Source organism: Bradyrhizobium sp. 23AC (assembly GCF_054863025.1).
Genome location: NZ_JAVAYN010000016.1, coordinates 158,359 through 178,328, shown reverse-complemented (window position 1 = coordinate 178,328; position 19,970 = coordinate 158,359). Strand labels below are relative to the sequence as shown.

General features: G+C 64.9%; 17 protein-coding genes. 6 read left to right on the top strand and 11 right to left on the bottom strand.

Annotated features, from left to right (window positions below; genetic code table 11):
• Positions 1–245: 245 nt before the first annotated feature.
• The 3 genes from RAD10_RS30095 to eno all read right to left on the bottom strand — a co-directional run bounded on the left by RAD10_RS30095 (position 246) and on the right by eno (position 3,818).
• Positions 246–1,244 (bottom strand): MBL fold metallo-hydrolase, encoded by a 999-nt coding sequence (locus RAD10_RS30095; protein WP_461620336.1) that lies wholly within the window; start codon positions 1,242–1,244, stop codon positions 246–248.
• A gap of 112 nt (positions 1,245–1,356) precedes the next feature.
• Positions 1,357–2,490, bottom strand: coding sequence for a zinc-binding dehydrogenase (locus RAD10_RS30090; protein WP_461620335.1), 1,134 nt, complete (start codon positions 2,488–2,490; stop codon positions 1,357–1,359).
• A gap of 44 nt (positions 2,491–2,534) precedes the next feature.
• Complete coding sequence (gene eno, locus RAD10_RS30085; RefSeq protein WP_104461569.1) at positions 2,535–3,818, bottom strand: phosphopyruvate hydratase; 1,284 nt, start codon at positions 3,816–3,818, stop codon at positions 2,535–2,537.
• A 176-nt stretch (positions 3,819–3,994) separates the two neighbouring features.
• Here eno and RAD10_RS30080 point away from each other — a divergent pair, with 176 nt between their 5' ends.
• Together RAD10_RS30080 and queF are read left to right on the top strand one after the other, a co-directional pair.
• On the top strand, positions 3,995–4,972 hold the full coding sequence (locus RAD10_RS30080; RefSeq protein ID WP_461620334.1) for a Vgb family protein: 978 nt from the start codon (positions 3,995–3,997) through the stop codon (positions 4,970–4,972).
• A 51-nt stretch (positions 4,973–5,023) separates the two neighbouring features.
• Positions 5,024–5,476 (top strand): preQ(1) synthase, encoded by a 453-nt coding sequence (queF, locus tag RAD10_RS30075; RefSeq protein WP_165637764.1) that lies wholly within the window; start codon positions 5,024–5,026, stop codon positions 5,474–5,476.
• A gap of 22 nt (positions 5,477–5,498) precedes the next feature.
• Here queF and RAD10_RS30070 read toward each other — a convergent pair whose 3' ends face one another.
• The 7 genes from RAD10_RS30070 to tpiA form a co-directional block, all read right to left on the bottom strand.
• Positions 5,499–8,852: an autotransporter outer membrane beta-barrel domain-containing protein gene (locus RAD10_RS30070; protein WP_461620333.1), complete on the bottom strand. Its 3,354-nt coding sequence runs from the start codon at positions 8,850–8,852 to the stop codon at positions 5,499–5,501.
• A 361-nt stretch (positions 8,853–9,213) separates the two neighbouring features.
• Positions 9,214–10,419: an MFS transporter gene (locus RAD10_RS30065; protein WP_091965739.1), complete on the bottom strand. Its 1,206-nt coding sequence runs from the start codon at positions 10,417–10,419 to the stop codon at positions 9,214–9,216.
• The gene (gene kdsA / locus RAD10_RS30060; protein ID WP_461620332.1) at positions 10,419–11,267 is read right to left on the bottom strand and encodes a 3-deoxy-8-phosphooctulonate synthase; all 849 of its coding nucleotides are present in this window, start codon (positions 11,265–11,267) and stop codon (positions 10,419–10,421) included. The genes RAD10_RS30065 and kdsA overlap by 1 nt, the downstream gene beginning before the upstream one ends.
• A 123-nt stretch (positions 11,268–11,390) precedes the next feature.
• Entirely contained in the window at positions 11,391–11,717 is a 327-nt protein-coding gene (locus RAD10_RS30055; RefSeq protein WP_461620331.1) for an NIPSNAP family protein, read from the bottom strand.
• Between the two features lie 79 nt (positions 11,718–11,796).
• Positions 11,797–13,428, bottom strand: a complete 1,632-nt coding sequence (locus RAD10_RS30050; protein ID WP_018320275.1) for a CTP synthase — start codon at positions 13,426–13,428, stop codon at positions 11,797–11,799.
• 166 nt (positions 13,429–13,594) lie between these two features.
• Positions 13,595–13,981 (bottom strand): preprotein translocase subunit SecG, encoded by a 387-nt coding sequence (gene secG / locus RAD10_RS30045; RefSeq protein WP_018320274.1) that lies wholly within the window; start codon positions 13,979–13,981, stop codon positions 13,595–13,597.
• A 140-nt stretch (positions 13,982–14,121) separates the two neighbouring features.
• Positions 14,122–14,877 (bottom strand): triose-phosphate isomerase, encoded by a 756-nt coding sequence (tpiA, locus tag RAD10_RS30040; RefSeq protein WP_461620330.1) that lies wholly within the window; start codon positions 14,875–14,877, stop codon positions 14,122–14,124.
• 223 nt (positions 14,878–15,100) lie between these two features.
• On the opposite strand from tpiA, the gene RAD10_RS30035 reads away from it, so the two are divergent.
• The 4 genes from RAD10_RS30035 to moaC are packed head-to-tail and all read left to right on the top strand — an operon-like array spanning position 15,101 to position 19,361.
• A complete protein-coding gene (locus RAD10_RS30035) occupies positions 15,101–17,002 on the top strand; it encodes a SurA N-terminal domain-containing protein (RefSeq protein WP_461620329.1) in 1,902 nt (633 codons plus the stop codon).
• Positions 17,003–17,016: 14 nt separating this feature from the next.
• The gene (gene trpD, locus RAD10_RS30030) at positions 17,017–18,030 is read left to right on the top strand and encodes an anthranilate phosphoribosyltransferase (RefSeq protein WP_461620328.1); all 1,014 of its coding nucleotides are present in this window, start codon (positions 17,017–17,019) and stop codon (positions 18,028–18,030) included.
• 7 nt (positions 18,031–18,037) lie between these two features.
• Positions 18,038–18,859, top strand: a complete 822-nt coding sequence (trpC, locus tag RAD10_RS30025; protein ID WP_461620327.1) for an indole-3-glycerol phosphate synthase TrpC — start codon at positions 18,038–18,040, stop codon at positions 18,857–18,859.
• A gap of 1 nt (position 18,860) precedes the next feature.
• Entirely contained in the window at positions 18,861–19,361 is a 501-nt protein-coding gene (gene moaC / locus RAD10_RS30020; RefSeq protein WP_018320268.1) for a cyclic pyranopterin monophosphate synthase MoaC, read from the top strand.
• Between the two features lie 14 nt (positions 19,362–19,375).
• Here the strand turns inward: moaC and RAD10_RS30015 are convergent, their stop codons facing one another.
• Complete coding sequence (locus tag RAD10_RS30015; protein WP_461620326.1) at positions 19,376–19,969, bottom strand: CGNR zinc finger domain-containing protein; 594 nt, start codon at positions 19,967–19,969, stop codon at positions 19,376–19,378.
• Between the last annotated feature and the right edge of the window lies 1 nt (position 19,970).

Below are 19,970 nucleotides of genomic sequence, written 5' to 3'. Positions count from 1 at the left end.
CGATCTGGATCATTTAATGCAAGTGCATGAACCGGCCCGATTTGGAAACGCTGTGTTTCGCGAAAGCAGATGTTTGGGCCGTAGTCTGGATGGAGCGCAGCGCCATCCAGGGATCTGCCCCGAGCTACGCCGGTCCCGGATCACGCTGCGCTCCATCCGGGCTACGATTGATCCGCGACATTCGTTCCAAACAAATCAGGCCGCCAAGCGGCGGCCCGATCTTTCGCACGAACGGCTAGCCCCGATCAGATCGTCGGATTCCACGCCGACGGGATCAGGCGATATTTGGCACCGTCCTTCTCGACATGGCCAACCGCCGGGAATGTGAAGTGGAAGCCGATGACGGTCGCCTTTTCCGCAGCCGCCATGTCGTAGAATTTGTGGCGCGTCTCCTGCGCCAACGCGGCATCGTTGTCGAACATCACGTGCCAGTTGGGATTGCGCAGGAAGAATTCCGGAATGTTGGTGACGTCGGACTGGATCAGCACCTTGGCATCGCCGGAGGCGACAGCGAACGAGGTATGGCCCGGCGTGTGGCCCGGGGTTGCGATCGAGGTGATACCCGGCGCGACCTCCTTGCCCCACTCGTATTTGGTCACCTTGGATTCGAGCCCGGCGAAGGTCTTCTTCACGTTGGCGAAGTAATTCTTCATCATCGGATGGGACTCGGCCTTGGCGGCGTTGTCCGCGCTGGTCCAGAACTCCCAGTCCTTGCCTGGCACCATGATCTCCGCATTGGGGAATGCGAGCGCGCCGTCGGCGAGACGGATACCATTGGTGTGATCGGGGTGCAGATGCGACAGCAGCACCACGTCGATGTTCTTCGCCTCGACACCGGCAGCCTGGAGATTTTGCAGGGTGCGGCCGACGGCGCCCTTGCTCGCCTCGAAATTCGCAATGCCGTTGCCGGTATCGATCAGGACGAGCTTGGAGCCGGTGTTGATGAGCTGCGGGTTGAACGGCACGGTGACCATGCCCTTCGGCATGTAGGCCGCCTCGCCGGCGGCCAGCGCCTCGTCCTTCTGCAGGTTAGCGACGAACTTGTCCGGCATCGGGAAGGTGCGCGCACCGTCATTGATCGACGTGCACTCGTAGCTGCCGACCTTGTAGCGATAGAAGCCCGGCGCCTGCGTCCCGGCCTGCGGCACCGCGGCATTGACGGCGGCCGGTCGGAGGCCGGTTACTGCGGCCGCGCCGACGGCAGCGGCGCCTGCGAGCAAATGACGACGATTGAGATCGGTCATGGAGTCCCCTTCTGAGCCTTGCGGTTTTCCGCATTCAATGGCGGCGGAATAATCTCCCGCTTCGCTCAGAAGGCAAGACCTTCCTGTGGTGACCTGCCGTCGCAGATCACGATTATTTATTTGGGTTGATGAGGAATTTTTCGCCGGTGGCTCGTTTGGCGTACACCGCGATGTTGGCGGGATCGAGCACCTCGGTCAGCGACACCACCTTGGTGTAGTGGCTGGCGAAGGTGGTCTTGAGCTCGGAGGCGACGCGCTGACGCAACCGGCCGATCTCGGCCGGACCGATGTTCTGGAGGAACGGCGTCAGCAGCCAACCACCGACGCCCCAGGTCAGACCGAACGACCGGCTCAATTCGGTCGGACGGTTGTCGAGGCTGCCATAAATATAGATCTGCTTGTATACGTTGGAGCCGTAGCGGCTGTATTCCTTCGCAGTCTTGTTGGCGGCAACTTCCATGGCGGTCAGAATCTGGCTGGCCAGCTTGCCGCCACCGATGGCATCGAAGGCGATCGTGGCGCCGGTCTCGACCAATGCATTGGTGAGATCGTCCGTGAAATCAGGCGCGCCGGAATCCACGACGTGCTTGGCGCCGATCTTGTGCAGGATATCGGCCTGCTCCTTGCTCCGGACGATGTTGACGAGGCCGATGCCGTCCTTGATGCAGATCTTGTTGAGCATCTGGCCGAGATTGGACGCCGCCGCGGTGTGCACGAGCGCCTTATGGCCCTCCCGCCGCATCGTCTCGGTCATGCCGAGCGCGGTCAGCGGATTGACGAACCAGGACGCACCGTCGGCGGCCGTGGTGCCCGCCGGCAGCTCCATGACGTCGCGGACCTTCAGCACGCGGTACTGCGTGTACATCGCGCCGCCGATCATCGACACGGTCTTGCCCATCAGCGCCTTCGCAGCATCCGACGATCCGGCCCCGATCACCGTGCCGGCGCCCTCGTTGCCGACCGGCAGCGACTGATCGAGCCGGGCCCCCATCATCCTCATCGCAGCCTCCGGCATCGCCGCGGTGATGACCGGCATCTCCTTCGTGCCGGAGGCCTTGGCGGCCGACATGTCGGCGGGCCCGATCAGGAGGCCGAGATCGGACGGGTTGATCGGTGTCGCCTCGACGCGAACCACGACCTCATCGTCGGCCGGCTCCGGCGTCGGGACATTCACGAGGGACAATTCCAGCTCGCCGCTCTTCTTCAGCAGCGAACGCAGTTGCAGTCCAATCTTGCCGTCGCTCATGTCGATCCTCCCCTGTCCGTCTTTTCTCGAATCGAATCGCTGGCTTATGCCAGCGCTTTCAGTGCGGCCTTGCCGCCGTATAGCGCCTGCTTGCCGAGCTGCTGCTCGATGCGCAGAAGCTGATTGTATTTGGCGGTGCGATCGGAACGTGCAAGGGAGCCGGTCTTGATCTGACCGCAATTGGTGGCGACCGCGAGATCGGCGATGGTGGAATCCTCGGTCTCGCCGGAGCGGTGCGACATCACCGAGGTGTAGCCGGCCTTGTGCGCCATCTCGACGGCGGCGAGCGTCTCGGTCAGCGTGCCGATCTGGTTGACCTTGATCAGGATCGAGTTGGCGCGGCCGGTCTTGATACCGTCGGCGAGGCGCTTGACGTTGGTGACGAACAGGTCGTCGCCGACCAGCTGGCACTTCTTGCCGATCAGGTCGGTGAGCTCCTTCCAGCCGTCCATGTCGTCTTCCGACATGCCGTCCTCGATGGTGACGATGGGATAACGGCCGACGAGGTCCGCAAGGTACTTGGCCTGCTCCGAGATCGAGCGGGTCTTGCCCTCGCCTTCATAGACGTACTTGCCCCCCTTGAAGAACTCGGTCGAGGCGCAATCGAGGCCGAGCACGATGTCGGTCCCTGCCTTGAAGCCGGCCTTGCCGATCGCGTTCATCACGAATTCCAGCGCGGCATCGGCGGACGGCAGGTTCGGGGCAAAGCCACCCTCGTCGCCGACATTGGTGTTGTGGCCGGCCTTCTTCAGCTCCGACTTCAGGGTGTGGAAGACTTCAGCGCCATAGCGCAGGCCTTCGGCGAAGGAGGAGGCGCCGACCGGCAGGATCATGAACTCCTGGAAGTCGATCGGGTTGTCGGCGTGCACGCCGCCATTGATGATGTTCATCATCGGCACCGGCAAGAGGCGCGCGGAGGTGCCGCCGACATACCGATAGAGCGGCATGTCGAGCGAATTCGCGGCCGCCTTGGCGCAGGCGAGCGAGACTCCGAGGATGGCGTTGGCGCCGAGCCGGCTCTTGTTCGCGGTGCCATCGAGGTCGATCATGATCTGGTCGATCTGGGCCTGCTGCTCGGCATCGAGACCGCTCAAGGCCTCGAAGATCTCGCCGTTGACGGCGCCGACCGCCTTGGAGACGCCCTTGCCGAGATAGCGCGCTTTGTCGCCGTCGCGCAGTTCCACCGCCTCATGGGCACCGGTGGAGGCGCCCGACGGCACCGCGGCCCGGCCGAGCGCGCCATCCTCCAGCACGACATCGACCTCGACGGTGGGATTGCCCCGGCTATCGAGGATTTCGCGGCCGATGATGTCAATGATGGCGGTCATGATGGGCACTTCCGTTCGTTGGAGCTGATCGGTTCGCCGCGGGTCTTACACGGGCCGCAAGCAAATGTGAACGCTTGAGGGTGGCACGTCGACTGACGCGTGAAGGCGCCAGGATTAAGGTCGAGGGCATCGGGTCTGTGCGTGCATCCTCAATCCCAAGCAGTCGGGGTAACGCCATGAATCGCCGCCAGTTTCTTGCTTCCAGCACCGCCCTGTTCGTGGCCCGCCCTGGTTTTGCCCAAGAGGGCCCGTTCCGGACAAAATACTTCCCGATCAGTGCCGGCATCGGCCTGCACGATCTGACGCCCGCCCCTGACGGTTCGGTCTGGTTCACGGCGCAGGGCAAGGGCCTGCTCGGCAGGCTTGATCCCCGGGATGGCCGTTTCAAGACGGTCAGCCTCGGTCAGGGCGCCGCGCCGCATGGTGTCACCATCGGCCCCGATGGCGCGCCCTGGATCACCGAGGGCGGCCAGAACGCGATCGCCCGGGTCGATCCCGGCGATCTCAAGGTCACGCTGTTCCGCCTGCCGGAAAAGTTCGCCTCCGCCAATCTCAACACCGGTGTGTTCGACAAGGAAGGCACCTACTGGTTCACCGGCCAGTCCGGCTACTACGGCCGCCTCGCGCCGAAGTCCGGCGACATGAATGTGTTCAAGGCGCCCAAGGGCGTCGGCCCCTATGGCATCACGGTGACGCCCAAGGGCGAGGTCTGGTACGCCTCGCTTGCCGGCAGCTATATCGCCAGGATCGATCTGGCGACCGGCCGTGCCAGCGTTGTCGAGCCGCCAACGCCAGGCCAGGGATCGCGGCGCGTCTGGTCGGATTCGAAGAGCCGGATCTGGGTCAGCGAATGGAACAGCGGCCATGTCTCGGTGCACGATCCCGCCGATGGATCGTGGAAGAGCTGGAAGCTGCCGGGCGAGCGTCCCCGCGCCTACGCTGTCTTTGTCGACGACAAGGACAAGGTCTGGCTGACGGATTTTTCGGCCAACGCCATCGTGCGTTTCGATCCCGCCACTGAGACGTTCAACGTCTTCGCGAGCGACAGGGCCAACGCCAATGTACGCCAGCTCGACGGCCGACCGGGCGAACTCTGGGGCTGCGAGTCCGGCAACGATCGCATCGTCATGATCCAGACGATCGCGGCCGGTTGACGGCAGCGGCATTTGCGTCCATCCCGGCATCCGAAACAGGATGTGACGACGATGGCGAAGAAATCCCTCCAGCTCGGCCGCGCGGTCGAATGGCCGCACACACCGGAAGACGCCCAGCTCGACCGCGTGCCCAATCCGCAAAAGGGCACCGACTATCTGGTGCGCTTCACCGTGCCGGAATTCACCTCGCTCTGTCCGGTCACAGGCCAGCCGGATTTCGCGCATCTGATGATCGACTATGCGCCTGGTCCGTGGCTGCTGGAATCGAAATCGCTCAAACTCTACATCGCAAGCTTCCGCAATCACGGCGCCTTCCACGAGGACTGCACCGTGATGATCGGCAAGCGCATTGCCAGCGAGATCAAGCCGAAATGGCTGCGCATCGGCGGCTACTGGTATCCGCGCGGCGGCATCCCGATCGACGTGTTCTGGCAGACCGGCCGCGTGCCCAAGGGCCTGTGGGTGCCCGAGCAAGGCGTCGCGCCGTATCGTGGGCGGGGGTGAGCCGCGCGTCCCGCGTCTGCGATCACCACGCGTACCGCACGACGCCCTTGCCTGCGTAGGAGCGCGTGACACCCGAGAATTCGCCCTCGAACGTGCCAGCGGCCGACCAGCCGTTCAGCCATTTCTTCTCGACCGATCCCGTCACCAGCGCGGAGTCCGAGGCCATTGCCGCGCCGTTTACGACGAAGCTCGCGCCGGGCAGAGTTTGGAACGTGGCCCCGATAGCGCGGTCAGGATTGAAATCATGCGCCCAGGCGATGCGGCCGCGTAGCGTGACAATGCCATCTGCCTGCGCGAAGGCCTTGTCCGTGCGCAAGCCGAGCTCAGTGCGGGTGTCGGTGACGCTCTTCGAATTGTAGGCCAGCGCAAACTGGTTGCTGCCGACGATGGCCTGCTCGGCGTAAGCCGGCAAGTCGAAGGTGGTGAACTGGGCCGCCGCATAGGGCGTGAAGCCGACGCCCTGCGTGACGATGCGGTAGCCGCCCTCGAGCCGGCCGGAATAGGCGTTGGCGTTGAACTCGGCGCGTAGGCGATCGACGCCGGCAACCGTCAGCGTGCGATCGGTCGTGATGTCCTGCCAGCCATAAGCCAGCGCGCCGGTGATATAGGCCGGCCCGACGATGTGCCGGAAGAACGCGCCAGCCTGGAACAGATCGGAGCGGCCGCCGCCGAGCGCATTGGCCACGGTGAAGTTGGTGCCGCCGCCGGCGAGCGCGAAACCGACCAGCGTATCGCGGGAGATGCGATAATCCGCGCCGACCGCGGTGCCGTAGAGGTTGCTTGTGGTGGTGTTCGAACCGATGGTGGCGTTCCCGTCGGTTTGCTGCGCTCCGCCGAACCCCGCCGCCCAGACGCTCCAGCGCTGCTCGAACCCTGGCACGATTGGCGGTGCCTTGGCGTAGATCGCGGCATAGGCGTCGCGCTCGCCCTTCGAGCGGCTCGCGCCCTTCGCGGCATAAGTCATGCTCTCCTCGGCAAAGGCATTCGGCGCGCCGCTGGCGCCGACGGGATCGCCACGGCCGGCCACGAACAGATCCGTCATCACGCCCATGAACTGGTTCATCGCGTTGAACGTGGTCTGCTGCGAGGCGCTGCCGACCTCGCCGGAGAGCTGGGTCAGACCGACCGGCGTGAGACCACCGAACGCCATCGGGATCGTGCCGTTGCTGTTGAAATAGTTGATAATGGCGTTGCCGATGCTCTGTTGGTTGCCATTGAGGCTACCGGACGGCGGCGCGAAGTTCAGCGCAAGATTCAGATAGGCATGGGTGGTGTCATAGCTCAGCGTCGTGTGGAAGCCCGACGGCAGGCCGGTGTTCGCCACGATGGGATCGAAATGGCCGCTGATGCTGCCCGCATTCAGGATCGTGTACTGCTTGGCGACGTAAGAGCCAGCGACAAAATGCGCACCGACGGTGGCGCCGCCAAGTGTTGCGCTTCCCGTCACATTGGCAAAGCTCGAGGTTACGGGATCGACGAAAACACTGAACAGGGCCCCTGATTGCATCGCGAGGCTTGCCACGGTCATGGATGTTCCCGGCGCCCCCGCACCACCCGGCGAGAAAATGCCACCCGCGGTGACCTGGAGCGCCCCCACCGTGCCGATGCCGGCCAGCGCTGCAGTCGCGTTCACCGTGGTGAGGCTCGATGACGCCATCGAGCCATCGACAACGAGCGTGCCACCGTTGACCGTGGTCGTGCCCGTATAGGCGCTGCCGTCGCCCGTCAGGCTCATGATGCCGGAGCCCGTCTTCACGAAGGCGCCACTCCCGGTCAAGGACCCCGCGAAGGTCGAGGACGAATTGTCGCCGCCCGCCGTCATGGTGAAGGCACCGGTATCGAGCACGCTGCCCGCCACGCCGGCTACCGATCCAAAGCTCGCGCCGACACCGGTAACGTCGGCGATCGCGCCGGCGGTGGCGAGGGTCACGCGTCCCGACACGCTGCCGCCTCCCGAGCTCAACTGGCTAGGGGCCGAAATCGTGACGTTCCCGTTGATCGTTCCGTTGAGCGCGATGTATTCGGAGATGCTGTTGATCGATGCATTGACCGTGCCGGTGGCGTCGATGATCATCTTGCCGTCGTTCAAGATGGTATTGGTGGCGTTCAGTACTCCAGAAACGCTGACTTGGCCCGCGGAGTTCGTGAAGGTGGTGGCATTGACGGTACGCCCGGCGTCGATCCAGACCGCGTGAACCATCGCGTTGGACTGATTGATCAGCGTGGTGACATTGAGATCGCCGCCGGAAACGAAGAGGTCGGATGTCGCGCCGGTGGTGAGGGTACCGTTGACGGTGAGCGCACCGGTCACCGTGAAGGTACCGCTTTGATGGTCGACGTTGCCGTTGAGCGTGCCGGCTGCGTTCGCCGTGCCGGAATTCGTCAGTCCGCCATTGACCGTTCCAGTTGTCGTGAAGGTGCCGCCGGCTGCGTTCGTCGTCCCGGCAGTTGTCGTCACCGTACCGCCGTTGGTGAACGTGCCAGCGTTGTTGGCGATGCTGGCCGCGCTCAGCGTCCGGCCCGCCGAGACCTGGACCGCGGTGGCCGAGGTCGAATTGTTCGTCAGCGCCGTGATGCCGGTAAAGCTGCCGAACTGCACGGCCAGGCTCGATGTCGCGTTGTTGGTCACCGCACCATTGGTGGTCAGATCGCCGATCAGCGCGAAGGAGCCGCCGCCCTGGTTGGTGATGCCGTCATTGAACACGCCCCTCGCGTTGGCCGTGCCCGAATTCGTCAGCCCGCCGTTGACCGTGCCCGTCGTGTTGAAGGTGGCGCCGGCGGCATTGGTCGTGCCTCCGGTGGTCGTGATCGAGCCATTGTTGAAGAACGTGCCACCGTTGTTGGCAATCGTCGTGGCGGAGATGATGCCGCCTGGGACATTGGAGAAACTGGTGGTGGTGGTGATGTCGCCGATCAGGGTACCTTGATTGGTCGCGATCGCACTGACGGTCAGCGACGTCGTCAGTGTGCCCGTGTTGACGAACGTCCCGGCGGTAACGCTCGTGGTGGTGAACGAGTTGGTGCCGGACAGCGTCAATCTGCTGGACCCCGCCTGCGAGATCGTGGCGCCCGTCATGTTGTTGCTGATCGAGATGAAAGTGCCGACGCCGACGGCATTGTTGGTGATGCCGGTGGCAAAATTCACTGCCTGACCGCTTATCGCGTAGCTCTGGGACGCAGCGTCGAAAATCCAGGACTGGGGTGAGATGGGGCCAAGGGGAATTGTGACGGCCGTCGTGCCCGTGGCGGAAAAGGTCGCGGTTTCGCCTGCGGTGTCGGGGACGGTGTTAGTCGACCAATTGGTTGGCTCGTTGTAATTGCCGTTGGCGACGCCGCCATCCTGCCAGACCTGCGCTCGCGCCAGGGACGGCAGCAATACAACCGCCGCAAGAGCTGTGCCGGCTAGAAAAGCCCTGCTGAACAGCGCCACACGCGTGGGCCCAACCCCATCCGCCCGGATCATCAAAAATTCCGCTGGGGCCCTGCGCTGCCCTCAATCGCCAGATATTTCAAACGAGAAAAATTTAGCTGCTTCGCCGCCAGCGAGCCACCGATGATCGGTTTCGTCGGCGGATGAGTCGGCGATTTCCACTACGGTGTGATTGTAAGGCAACAGAAGGTTGCATATTTACCAGGCACCCGGCGATATCGCACTGGAATACGCGCTCAGCAGATCGACTTTCGTGTGTGTGTGTGTCGTGGTGGGGGCCGAGGCCGCTTAGGTCACCGAATGCACGTCAGCGCGCGTCAGACGGTGCCCGCGCCTTGAGCAATTGAGCGCAGACGAAGCCCAGCACGACCATGATCGCTGCGCTCGCGAACAGGGTCGGCATCTTGCCGGCATGCTGGAGCCCGAAGCCATAGGCGAGCGGTCCCACGGTCTGCCCCATGAAGAAAAAGAACGAATGCAGCGACAACGCGGTGGCGCGCGCCTCGACCGAGAGCTCGCTGGCGAACACCTGCAGACAGCCATGGGCGATGTAGAAGCCCCATCCCATCACGATGAGATTCAGCGCCTGCACTTCCCAGCGCGGACCGAACGCGACGGCGACGAGCTGCGAGGCGACCAGCGTCATGCCTGCGATCATCATGCCCTTGACGCCGAGCCACGGCAGCAGACGCGACACCGTCAGCGTGTAGAACAGGCCGCCGACCGCAAAGCCCGCGATGACCATGCCGGCGATCGACAGCGAGGTCTGCCCCAGCTCGAACAAGAACGAGGCGATGTAGGGAAACAGGCCGAGCACGCAGCAGCCTTCGATGAACACCGCCGAATAGCAGACATAGGCGTTCGGATTGGTGAAGATGGTGCGATAGCCGGCCTTCAGCGCCGACAGGCTCGTCTTCGGCGGGTGCTTGACTTTGGCGCCGCGAAAGCCGGCGGCAACCGCGATCGACGCCACGATCACGAGCGCGCCGAGCACCGCGAGCACGCCGCGCCAGCCAAGAAAGTCGCCGATCAGGCCGGAGGCCGAGGCACCGAGCAGATTGCCGGTCATGGCGCCGGCAAGCGTGCGGCTGATAGCCACCTGACGTTTCTCGGGCCCGACGAGATCGCTGGTCAGGCTCAGCGCCACCGGAAACACGCCGCCGGAGCCGATGCCGGCGAGGATGCGGGTCGCAAACAGAACCGAGAACGAGGACGAGAGCGCGCCAAGGATGTTGGCAAGCCCAAGCAGCGCGAGGCAGCCGATCATCAGCCGCGTCTTGCCGAACAGATCGGCGGCGGCGCCGACAATGGGCTGGATGATCGAGAAGGTGAAGGCGAACACCGCGGCAAAGCCCGCGGCGGTGGCAATGCTGACGCCAAAATCCTCGGCGACGTGCGGCAGCACCGGGTCGAGTGCGCGCGCCGAAAGCGCCGCGGCGAAGCTCGCTCCTGATATGACGTAGAGGGCGGCCGGCAGGCCGTGATCGTGCGGCCGCGCCTCGCCTTGCTGCATCAGCGCGGGTTCTTTGCCAGCGCGTCGAACGCTTTCAGTCTGGCGATCAGCCCCTCGAACTCGCGCAGCGGCACCATGTTGGGTCCGTCGGACGGCGCACTGTCGGGGTCGGGATGGGTCTCGATAAAGACGCCGGCAACGCCGACCGCCACGGCCGCGCGCGCCAGCACCGGCACGAACTCGCGCTCACCGCCCGACGAGGTCCCCTTCCCGCCCGGCTGCTGCACCGAATGCGTGGCGTCGAAGATGACGGGCGCACCGGTAGTGCGCGCCAGGATCGGCAGCGCGCGCATGTCGGAGACCAGCGTGTTGTAGCCGAAGGACGCCCCGCGCTCGGTGACGAGCACGTTGGGATTATCCGCGCTGGTGATCTTCGTGACGACATTCGCCATGTCCCACGGCGCCAGGAACTGCCCCTTCTTGACGTTGACGGCCTTGCCGGTTGCGGCAGCAGCCAGCAACAGATCGGTCTGCCGGCAGAGGAAAGCGGGGATCTGCAGGATGTCCACGGCCTGCGCGACCTCGGCGCATTGCGTGGCCTCGTGCACGTCGGTCAGGACAGGCAGGCCGAGCGAGGAGCGGATTTCGGCGAAGATCGGCAGCGACTGCGCGAGGCCCAGCCCGCGCGCCGCCGACGCGCTGGTGCGGTTGGCCTTGTCGAACGAGGTCTTGTAGACGAGGCCGATGTTCAGCCGTGCCGCGATCTCCTTCAGCGCGGAGGCGACCTCCAGCGCATGCTGACGGCTTTCGAGCTGGCAGGGTCCGGCAATGATCGAGATCGGAAGATCATTGCCGAACTTGACTGTGCCGATGGTGACGACGGGCGCTGCTGAATTTGAAGAGCTCAAGGCCAATCCCTCGTTTCGGCGTGACCATAGCCGCGATGAGGGGCGGATCAACCCTATTCGGGCCGGGCTGCTTGAATAACAGGGTTGCGCCGGGGCTCCCCGGCGCCTCCCTTGCAGGAGCTGCTACTTGACCGAGGAGAAGGCGGTCGGCGTCAGGATCTGGCTGACGATGTTGCCGACGATCTGGCCGTCGGCCTCGCTCTCGGCGCGCGCCTTCATCCAGTCCGGATCGGTCATGAACGCGCCCCACTTCTTCTCGCGCTCGGCGAGGGAGTCCCAGGCCAGGAAATAGGTCAGCTCCTGGTTGGATTCACCGATCACGGTCGTGAAGAACCCGGCCTGCTTGATGCCGTGCTTCTCCCAGATCTTCAGCGTTGCGGTCTCGAACCGCTTCAACAGCGCCGGCAGCCGGCCGGGGACACAGCGATAGACGCGCATTTCGTAGATCATTGGAGTTCACTCCTGCATTGTTGTTCTTGCAGGGAGCTTGTCGCAACAAAACGCGCAATCGTCAAAGGGAGAGCGTGCGCTACACCAGCCGGCTCTGCACCATCGCCGCCCGAATGAAGGACGCGAACAGCGGATGCGGCTCGAACGGCCGCGACTTCAGCTCGGGGTGGAACTGGACGCCGATGAACCAGGGATGGTCCTCGTACTCGACGATTTCAGGCAGCACGCCGTCGGGCGACAGGCCTGAGAATTTCAGCCCATGCTGCTCGAGGCGGTCCTTGTAGGCGGTGTTGACCTCGTAGCGGTGGCGGTGCCGCTCGGAAATCTCGGTTGCGCCACCATAGACCTGCGAGACGCGGCTGCCGCGGTTGAGCGCGGCGGGATAGGCGCCAAGCCGCATCGTGCCGCCGAGATCGCCGGCCTGCGAGCGCTTTTCCAGCTCGTTGCCGCGCAGCCACTCCGTCATCAGGCCGACCAGCGGCTCCTTGGTCGGGCCGAATTCGGTAGAGTTGGCGTCCTCGATGCCGACGAGATTTCGCGCGGCCTCGATCACCGCCATCTGCATGCCGAAGCAGATACCGAAATACGGCACGTCGCGCTCGCGCGCGAACTGCGCCGCGCGGATCTTGCCTTCCGCACCGCGCTGACCGAATCCGCCGGGCACCAGGATGCCGTTGACGTGCTCGAGGAACGGCGCGGGATCTTCCTTCTCAAAGATCTCGCTCTCGATCCAGTCGAGGTTGACCTTGACCTTGTTGGCGATGCCGCCATGCGAGAGCGCCTCGATCAGCGACTTATACGCATCCTTCATGCCGGTATATTTGCCGACGATGGCGATGGTGACGTCGCCCTCGGGATTGCGGATGCGTTCGTTGATCTGGTGCCAGCTCTTGAGCACCGGCGGGATGCGCGATTCGATGCCGAAGGCGGCAAGCACTTCGTCGTCGAGGCCCGCAGCGTGATAGGCTTCGGGCACGGCGTAGATGCTGTCGGCGTCGCGCGCCTCGATCACGGCGCTTTCACGCACGTTACAGAACAGACCCAGCTTGCGCCGCTCTTCCTTCGGAATCTCGCGGTCGGTGCGGCAGAGCAGGATGTCCGGCTGAATGCCGATCGAGCGCAGCTCCTTCACGGAGTGCTGCGTCGGCTTGGTCTTCAACTCACCGGCGCTCGGAATGTAAGGCAGGAGCGTGAGGTGAATGTAGATGGCGTGATCGCGCGGCAGCTCGTTCTTGAGCTGGCGGATCGCCTCGAAGAACGGCAGGCCCTCGATGTCGCCGACGGTGCCGCCGATCTCGACCAGAACGAAATCGTAATCGTCATTGCCGGAGAGGACGAATTCCTTGATGGCGTTGGTGACGTGCGGAACCACCTGGATGGTCGCGCCGAGATAATCGCCGCGGCGCTCCTTGGAGATGATGTCCTGATAGATGCGTCCCGTGGTGATGTTGTCCTGCTTCGTCGCAGGCCGGCCCGTGAAGCGCTCGTAGTGACCGAGATCGAGATCGGTCTCCGCGCCGTCATCGGTCACGAACACTTCGCCGTGCTGATACGGCGACATCGTTCCGGGATCGAGGTTGAGATAGGGGTCGAGCTTGCGGAGGCGGACCTTGTAGCCCCGGGCTTGCAACAGCGCACCGAGTGCCGCTGAAGCCAGACCCTTGCCGAGCGAAGAAACCACGCCGCCGGTGATGAAAATGTACCGCGCCATGGGACTTAACCTCTAATCCCTCGAATTCGATTCGCCAAAGCGATTCGTATTCCGCCCCAAAAATTTTGCGGGCCTGTGGGTGAGCCAAAACTAAGAGTGGTGACAGTGCCTTGATGGGGATTGTTGATGCAGGACGGTAGCCGCCGCCCTGCATGGCCCCCCTGCTTTATTGCGAACGGGGCACCTGCGGGCCGCTCGGAGCCGGCGCCTGCTGCTGCTCGTCGGCCTTCTTCAGCGAATCCAGGATGCCGCCCGAGGTCGGCGGCGCGATCGGCGATCCGCCGGCCGGCTGGCCCTGTGACGCCGGCGTGCCGATGATCGACGACGGCGCGCGGCTGTAGCCCGCATGCCAGGACAGGAACATGCTGGTGAGGAAGAAGCCGGCGGCAAGAATCGCGGTGGTCCGCGTCAAGAGGTTCGCGGTGCCGCGGCTCGACATGAAGCCTGCACCGCCGCCCATGCCGAGGCCGCCGCCTTCCGACTTCTGGAGCAGGACGGCGCCGATCATGACGGCGACGATCATGAGGTGGATGACGATGACAACGGTCTGCATAGTATCCTTCCGTCACAAGCGGGCGGCGCCTGACGGCGGCCGATCGCGCTTCGCGGGTTTTCCTGAAGTTGCGCGGTGTTACACGATCAGAGGGGGCATTGCCACCCCCGATCGGGTCCGGATCAGCCGCTTGAGGTTAGCTAGGAGCAGCCCTTCGCGATCGCAAGGAAATCGGCCGCCTTCAGGCTGGCGCCGCCGACCAGGGCGCCGTTGACGTTCTTGACCGCCATCAGCTCGGCCGCATTCGAGGGCTTGACCGAGCCGCCGTAGAGGATGCGCATCTTCGCCCCGTCGGTCTTGAACCGGGAGGTCAGGACCTCCCGGATAAACCCATGAATCTGCTCGACATCCTTCGCTGTGGGGGTGAGCCCGGTGCCGATCGCCCAGACCGGCTCATAGGCCACGATGAGATTCGCGGCCGTCGAGCCCTCAGGCAGCGAGCCGGCGAGCTGCCCGCGCAGGATGTCCAGGGTCTGGCCGGCGTCGCGCTGGGCTTGGGTCTCGCCGATGCAGACGATCGCCGTCGCACCGGCGCGCCAGACAGCCTCGGCCTTCTGCCGGATCAGGGCATCGCCCTCGCCGTGGTCGGCGCGGCGCTCGGAATGGCCGACGATGATGGCCGTTGCCCCGGCATCAGCCAGCATTTCGGCGGCGATATCGCCGGTATGGGCACCGGAGGCCTTGGGGTGGCAATCCTGGGCGCCGACCCCGACTTTCTTGCCGCGCGCCTTGTCGGCGAAGGTGGCAATCAGGGTCACAGGCGGGCAGACCAGCAGATCGGCCTTGCCGCTCACCTCGGCCGCACCGTCGAGCATGGCGTCGAACTCGGCAGCCTGGGCCTTCAGGCCGTTCATTTTCCAATTGCCGGCGATCAGGGGGCGGATGGCGTCGGTCATGTCAATTTCCAGCAAAATGAGGTTTGTGCATGCGCTAGCAGAGGACCTGCTGCAGTTCCAGAGACCAGAGGCTTTTAACCGCAGCCGCAAACGGTCGCCGGACCCGAGGTTGCGGGGGGAAAGCCACCACTTTATGATGATTGATCAATTTGGTGACGCGCTTTTGCTGAATCTGCATTAAGACGCGATCCCGTTCCCCTCCTGCTCAAACAAGTTGGACCAAATGCTTCGAGGAATGCGCAAGGCCTCATCAAACTGGCTCGGCAAGACCATTATGGCCGTGGTGATGGGCGTGTTGATCGTCAGTTTCGGCATTTGGGGCATCGCCGACATCTTCAAGGGCTTCGGGCAGTCCACGGTGGCCAAGATCGGCAGCACCGAGATTTCGCTGAACGAGTTCCGCCAGATCTACACGGACCGCCTGCAACAGATCAGCCGCCAGTTCGGCCGTCCGCTGACGCCCGACCAGGCGCGTGCCTTCGGCCTCGACCGCCAGGTGCTGCAGCAGACGATCGCCGAAGCTGCCCTCGACGAAGAGGCGCGCCGGCTCGGGCTCGGCCAGTCCGACGACCAGATCCGCCAGGTCATCATGAACGACCCCAACTTCAAGGGCGTCGGCGGCAGCTTCGATGCGAACCGGTTCCAGGCCGTGATCCGCAATTTCGGCTATACCGAGCAGCGCTACGTCGCCGAGCAGCGCAAGGTGTCGCTGCGCCGGCAGATCACTGGCACGATCGGCGCCGGCCTCGAGCCGCCGAAGGCCATGATCGACGTGCTGACGCGCTTCCAGAACGAGCAGCGCGCCATCGAATTCGTCAGGCTCGATGCCGCCCAGGCCGGCCAGATCGACGCGCCCTCGCCCGAGGCGCTCGCCGCCTATTTCGAGGACCACAAGGTCCAGTTCCGCGCGCCCGAATACCGCAAGATCTCCTTCGTCGTGGTCTCGCCGGAAGAAATCGGCAAGTGGAGCGAAGTCTCCGACGAGGACGCCAAGAAGGTGTTCGAGCAACGCAAGGACCGGCTCGGCACGCCGGAGAAGCGCCAGATCCAGCAGATCGTGTTTCCCAACGTGACCGACGCGCAGGCCGCACGCGAGCGCCTCGTCGGCGGAATGTCGTTCGAGGACCTCGGCAAGGAGCGCGGGCTGAGCGCCTCCGACGTCGACCTCGGGCTCGTGACCAAGTCTTCGCTCGCTGCCGCAGTCGGCGATGCCGCCTTCGCGCTCCCCGCCGGCGAGATCAGCCAGCCGATCCAGGGCGGGCTTGGCGTCGCGATCGTGAGGGTCGACAAGATCGAGCCGGGCAAAGAGGCCGACTACGCCAGCCTTGCCGGCGACATCAAGCGCGAGATCGCCACCGAGCGCGCGCGCGTCAAGGTCGCCGACCTCCGCGACAAGATGGAAGACGAGCGCGGCGGCGGCGCCAGCGTGATCGACGCGGCGCAGAAGCTCGGCCTCACCGCCGTGACCATCGACGCGGTCGACCGCTCCGGCCGCGCCCCGAACGGCCAGCCGGTCGCCAACATTCCGCAGGGCCTCGACGTGGTGTCGCAGGCCTTCAACACCGATGTCGGCGTCGACAACGACTCGATCTCGTTCAAGGGCGGCTACGTCTGGTACGACGTGCTCGCCATCACGCCTTCGCGCGACCGCAATCTCGACGAGGTCCGCGACCAGGTCGAGGCGCGCTGGCGCCAGGACCAGATCGCCACCAAGCTCAAGGCCAAGGCGACCGAGATGGTGCAGAAGCTCGAATCCGGCGGCAAGCTTGCCGATGAAGCCGCAGCGATCGGCGCCAAGGTCGAGACTGCAACCGGCTTCAAGCGCGACGATACGCCCGCCGGCGTGCCCGCAGCCGTCGTATCGGCCGCCTTCCGCACCGCCAAGGACGGCGTCGGACAGACGCCGGTGACCGGGGGCACCGAGGTGATCGTCTTCCGCGTCACCGACATCGTCGAACCCGCGGTCGACGCCGCCTCCGACGCGGTCAAGAAGCTGAAGGAAAGCCTCGACCGTGCCCAGACCGAGGAGCAGGTCGCTTCCTACGTCAACAAGCTTGAAACCGACATCGGGACCACCATTAATCAGGCCGCCTTCGCGCAGGTGACCGGCGCGAACCAGCAGTAAGTTGAAAGCACGCGATGGACGACCTGAAATCGATCATTGGAAAAGTGGCGACCGGCGCCAGCCTGTCGCGTGAGGAAGCGGCTTCCGCCTTCGACGCCATGATGAGTGGCGAGGCCACGCCCTCGCAGATGGGCGGCTTGTTGATGGCGCTGCGGGTGCGCGGCGAGACCGTGGACGAGATCACCGGCGCTGTTACGGCGATGCGCTCCAAGATGCTGAGCGTGACGGCACCGCCTGAAGCCGTCGACATCGTCGGCACCGGCGGCGACGGCTCCGGCTCGGTCAACGTCTCGACCTGCGCCTCCTTCATCGTCTCCGGCGCCGGCGTGCCGGTGGCCAAGCATGGCAACCGCGCGCTGTCGTCGCGCTCGGGCGCGGCCGACGTGCTGGCTTCGCTCGGGGTGAAGATCGACCTCAGGCCCGAGCAGGTCGGCCACTGCGTGCGCGAATGCGGTATCGGCTTCATGTTCGCTCCCGCCCATCACCCGGCCATGAAGAATGTCGGCCCGACCCGGGTCGAGCTTGCGACGCGCACGATCTTCAATCTGCTCGGCCCCCTGTCCAACCCGGCCGGCGTGAAGCGGCAGATGGTCGGCGTGTTCTCGCGGCAATGGGTGCAGCCGCTGGCGCAGGTGCTGAAGAACCTCGGCTCCGAATCCGCCTGGGTCGTCCACGGCTCCGACGGCCTCGACGAGATCACCCTCACCGGCCCGACCTTCGTCTCAGCGCTCCACAACGGCGAGATCCGGAATTTCGAGGTGACGCCGGAGGATGCCGGCCTGCCGCGCTGCGAGGCCGGCGCGCTCAAAGGCGGTGACGCCGACGCCAACGCAATCGCCCTGCAGGGCGTGCTCGACGGCAAGCCGAGCGCCTACCGCGACGTCGCGCTGATGAACGCCGCCGCCGCGCTGGTCGTGGCCGGCCGCGCCAAGGACCTCAAGGAGGGCGTCGCGATCGGCATGAAGTCGATCGACAGCGGTGCCGCCAACGCGAAGCTGAAGCACCTGATCGCGATCTCGAACGGCTAAACCTGACATGTCGGACATCCTGACCAAGATCGAAGCCTATAAGCGCGAAGAGATCGCCGCCGCCAAGCGCGCGCAGCCGCTGTCGGCGGTGGAGGCGAAGGCCAAGGCGCAAGCCGCACCGCGCGGCTTCGTGCGCGCGATCAAGGCCAAGCACGCCAATGGCGACTACGCGCTGATCGCGGAGGTGAAAAAGGCCTCGCCGTCGAAGGGGCTGATCCGCGCCGATTTCGATCCGCCCGCGCTCGCGAAAGCCTATGAGGCCGGCGGCGCGGCCTGCCTGTCGGTGCTGACCGACACGCCCTCGTTCCAGGGCCATCTCGACTTCATGGTGGCGGCGCGTGCAGCGACGGCACTGCCGGTGCTGCGCAAGGATTTCATGTTCGACACCTATCAGGTGACCGAAGCGCGCGCGCACGGCGCCGACTGCATCCTGATCATCATGGCCGCGCTCGATGATGCCACGGCAAAAGACCTCGAAGACGCCGCGATCACCTACGGCATGGACGTGCTGATCGAGATCCACGACCGCGCCGAGCTCGACCGCGCACTCAGGCTCCGCTCGCCCATGATCGGGGTCAACAACCGAAATCTTCGCACCTTCGAGACCACGCTCGCGACCAGCGAAACACTGGCGCCGCTGATCCCCGGGGATCGGCTGATGGTCGGCGAGAGCGGCATCTTCACGCCCGCCGACCTCGCCCGGCTCGAGCGCGTCGGCATGTCGACCTTCCTGGTCGGCGAGAGCCTGATGCGGCAGGACGACGTCACCGCCGCGACGCGCACGCTGCTCGCGCGCGAGACGACGGCGCGCGCGACGGGCACGCGCTGACATGGCGCGCAAGCCGGCCAAGAAGGCCGTCCCGGCCCTCACCCATATCGGCGCCTCCGGCGAGGCGCGGATGGTCGACGTGTCCGACAAGCCGGCGACCGAGCGGCTTGCGGTCGCGGAAGGCCGGGTCGTCATGACCAAGGCGACGCTCGATCTGATCGTATCCGGCAACGCCAAGAAGGGCGACGTGCTCGGGACCGCCCGCATCGCCGGCATCATGGCCGCCAAGCGTACCTCGGAGTTGATCCCGCTCTGCCATCCGCTGGCGCTGTCGAAGGTGACGCTCGACATCGAGCCCGACGCAAAACTGCCGGGCTGCCTCGTCCGCGCCAGCGTCAAGGTGACGGGTCCGACCGGCGTCGAGATGGAGGCCCTCACGGCCGTGTCAGTCGCCTGCCTCACCATCTACGACATGATCAAGGCGGTCGAGCGCGGCGTGCGCATCGAGGGCATCCATCTGGTCGAGAAGCTCGGCGGCAAGTCCGGCCACTACCGCGCCTGACTGCGTAATCCGTTCTATTTCGCCTCGCGCTGCCGCTCGCGATAAGCGCGCGTCTTCATCCGGTTGCCGCATAGCGTCGACATGCACCACCGCCGCGTCGACGGTTTCGACCGGTCGAAAAACACCCGGCGGCATTCCTCCGACGAGCACATCTTCAGCCGGTCCAGCGTTCCCACGAGAGTTGCGTCATGAAGCTCGATCGCGATGGCCGACAGGCCGGCGAGCGCATCCTCGCGCGCTGCTGACAGCGTTGCGCCACGGCCTGCGTGCGCCTCCACCCGCAACGGAAACGGCGCCAGCGCGTCATTGAGCGCGCCGAGAACGCTCTTGTTCCGGAGCCGCTCGCTCGGCTCACACTGCAGATAGGCGCGCAAGGCCTCGCGCATCCTCAGCGCAGTCTCGAACATTGCGGGCGTGACGTGGCCGCCCTTGGCGCCAAGGCCGCGTTCCCGCATCCAGTCCGCCAGGTCCTTCGGGCTGCCAAGCGCATCGCTCTCCGGGTGCTCCACGCCGAAATGCGTGAAGTGGCGAACATCAAGCGTGTTGGCGAAATCGTAGAGGTTCGCCAACGCGTCGGGAACCTGGAATTTGCGCGACTCTTTCGACATC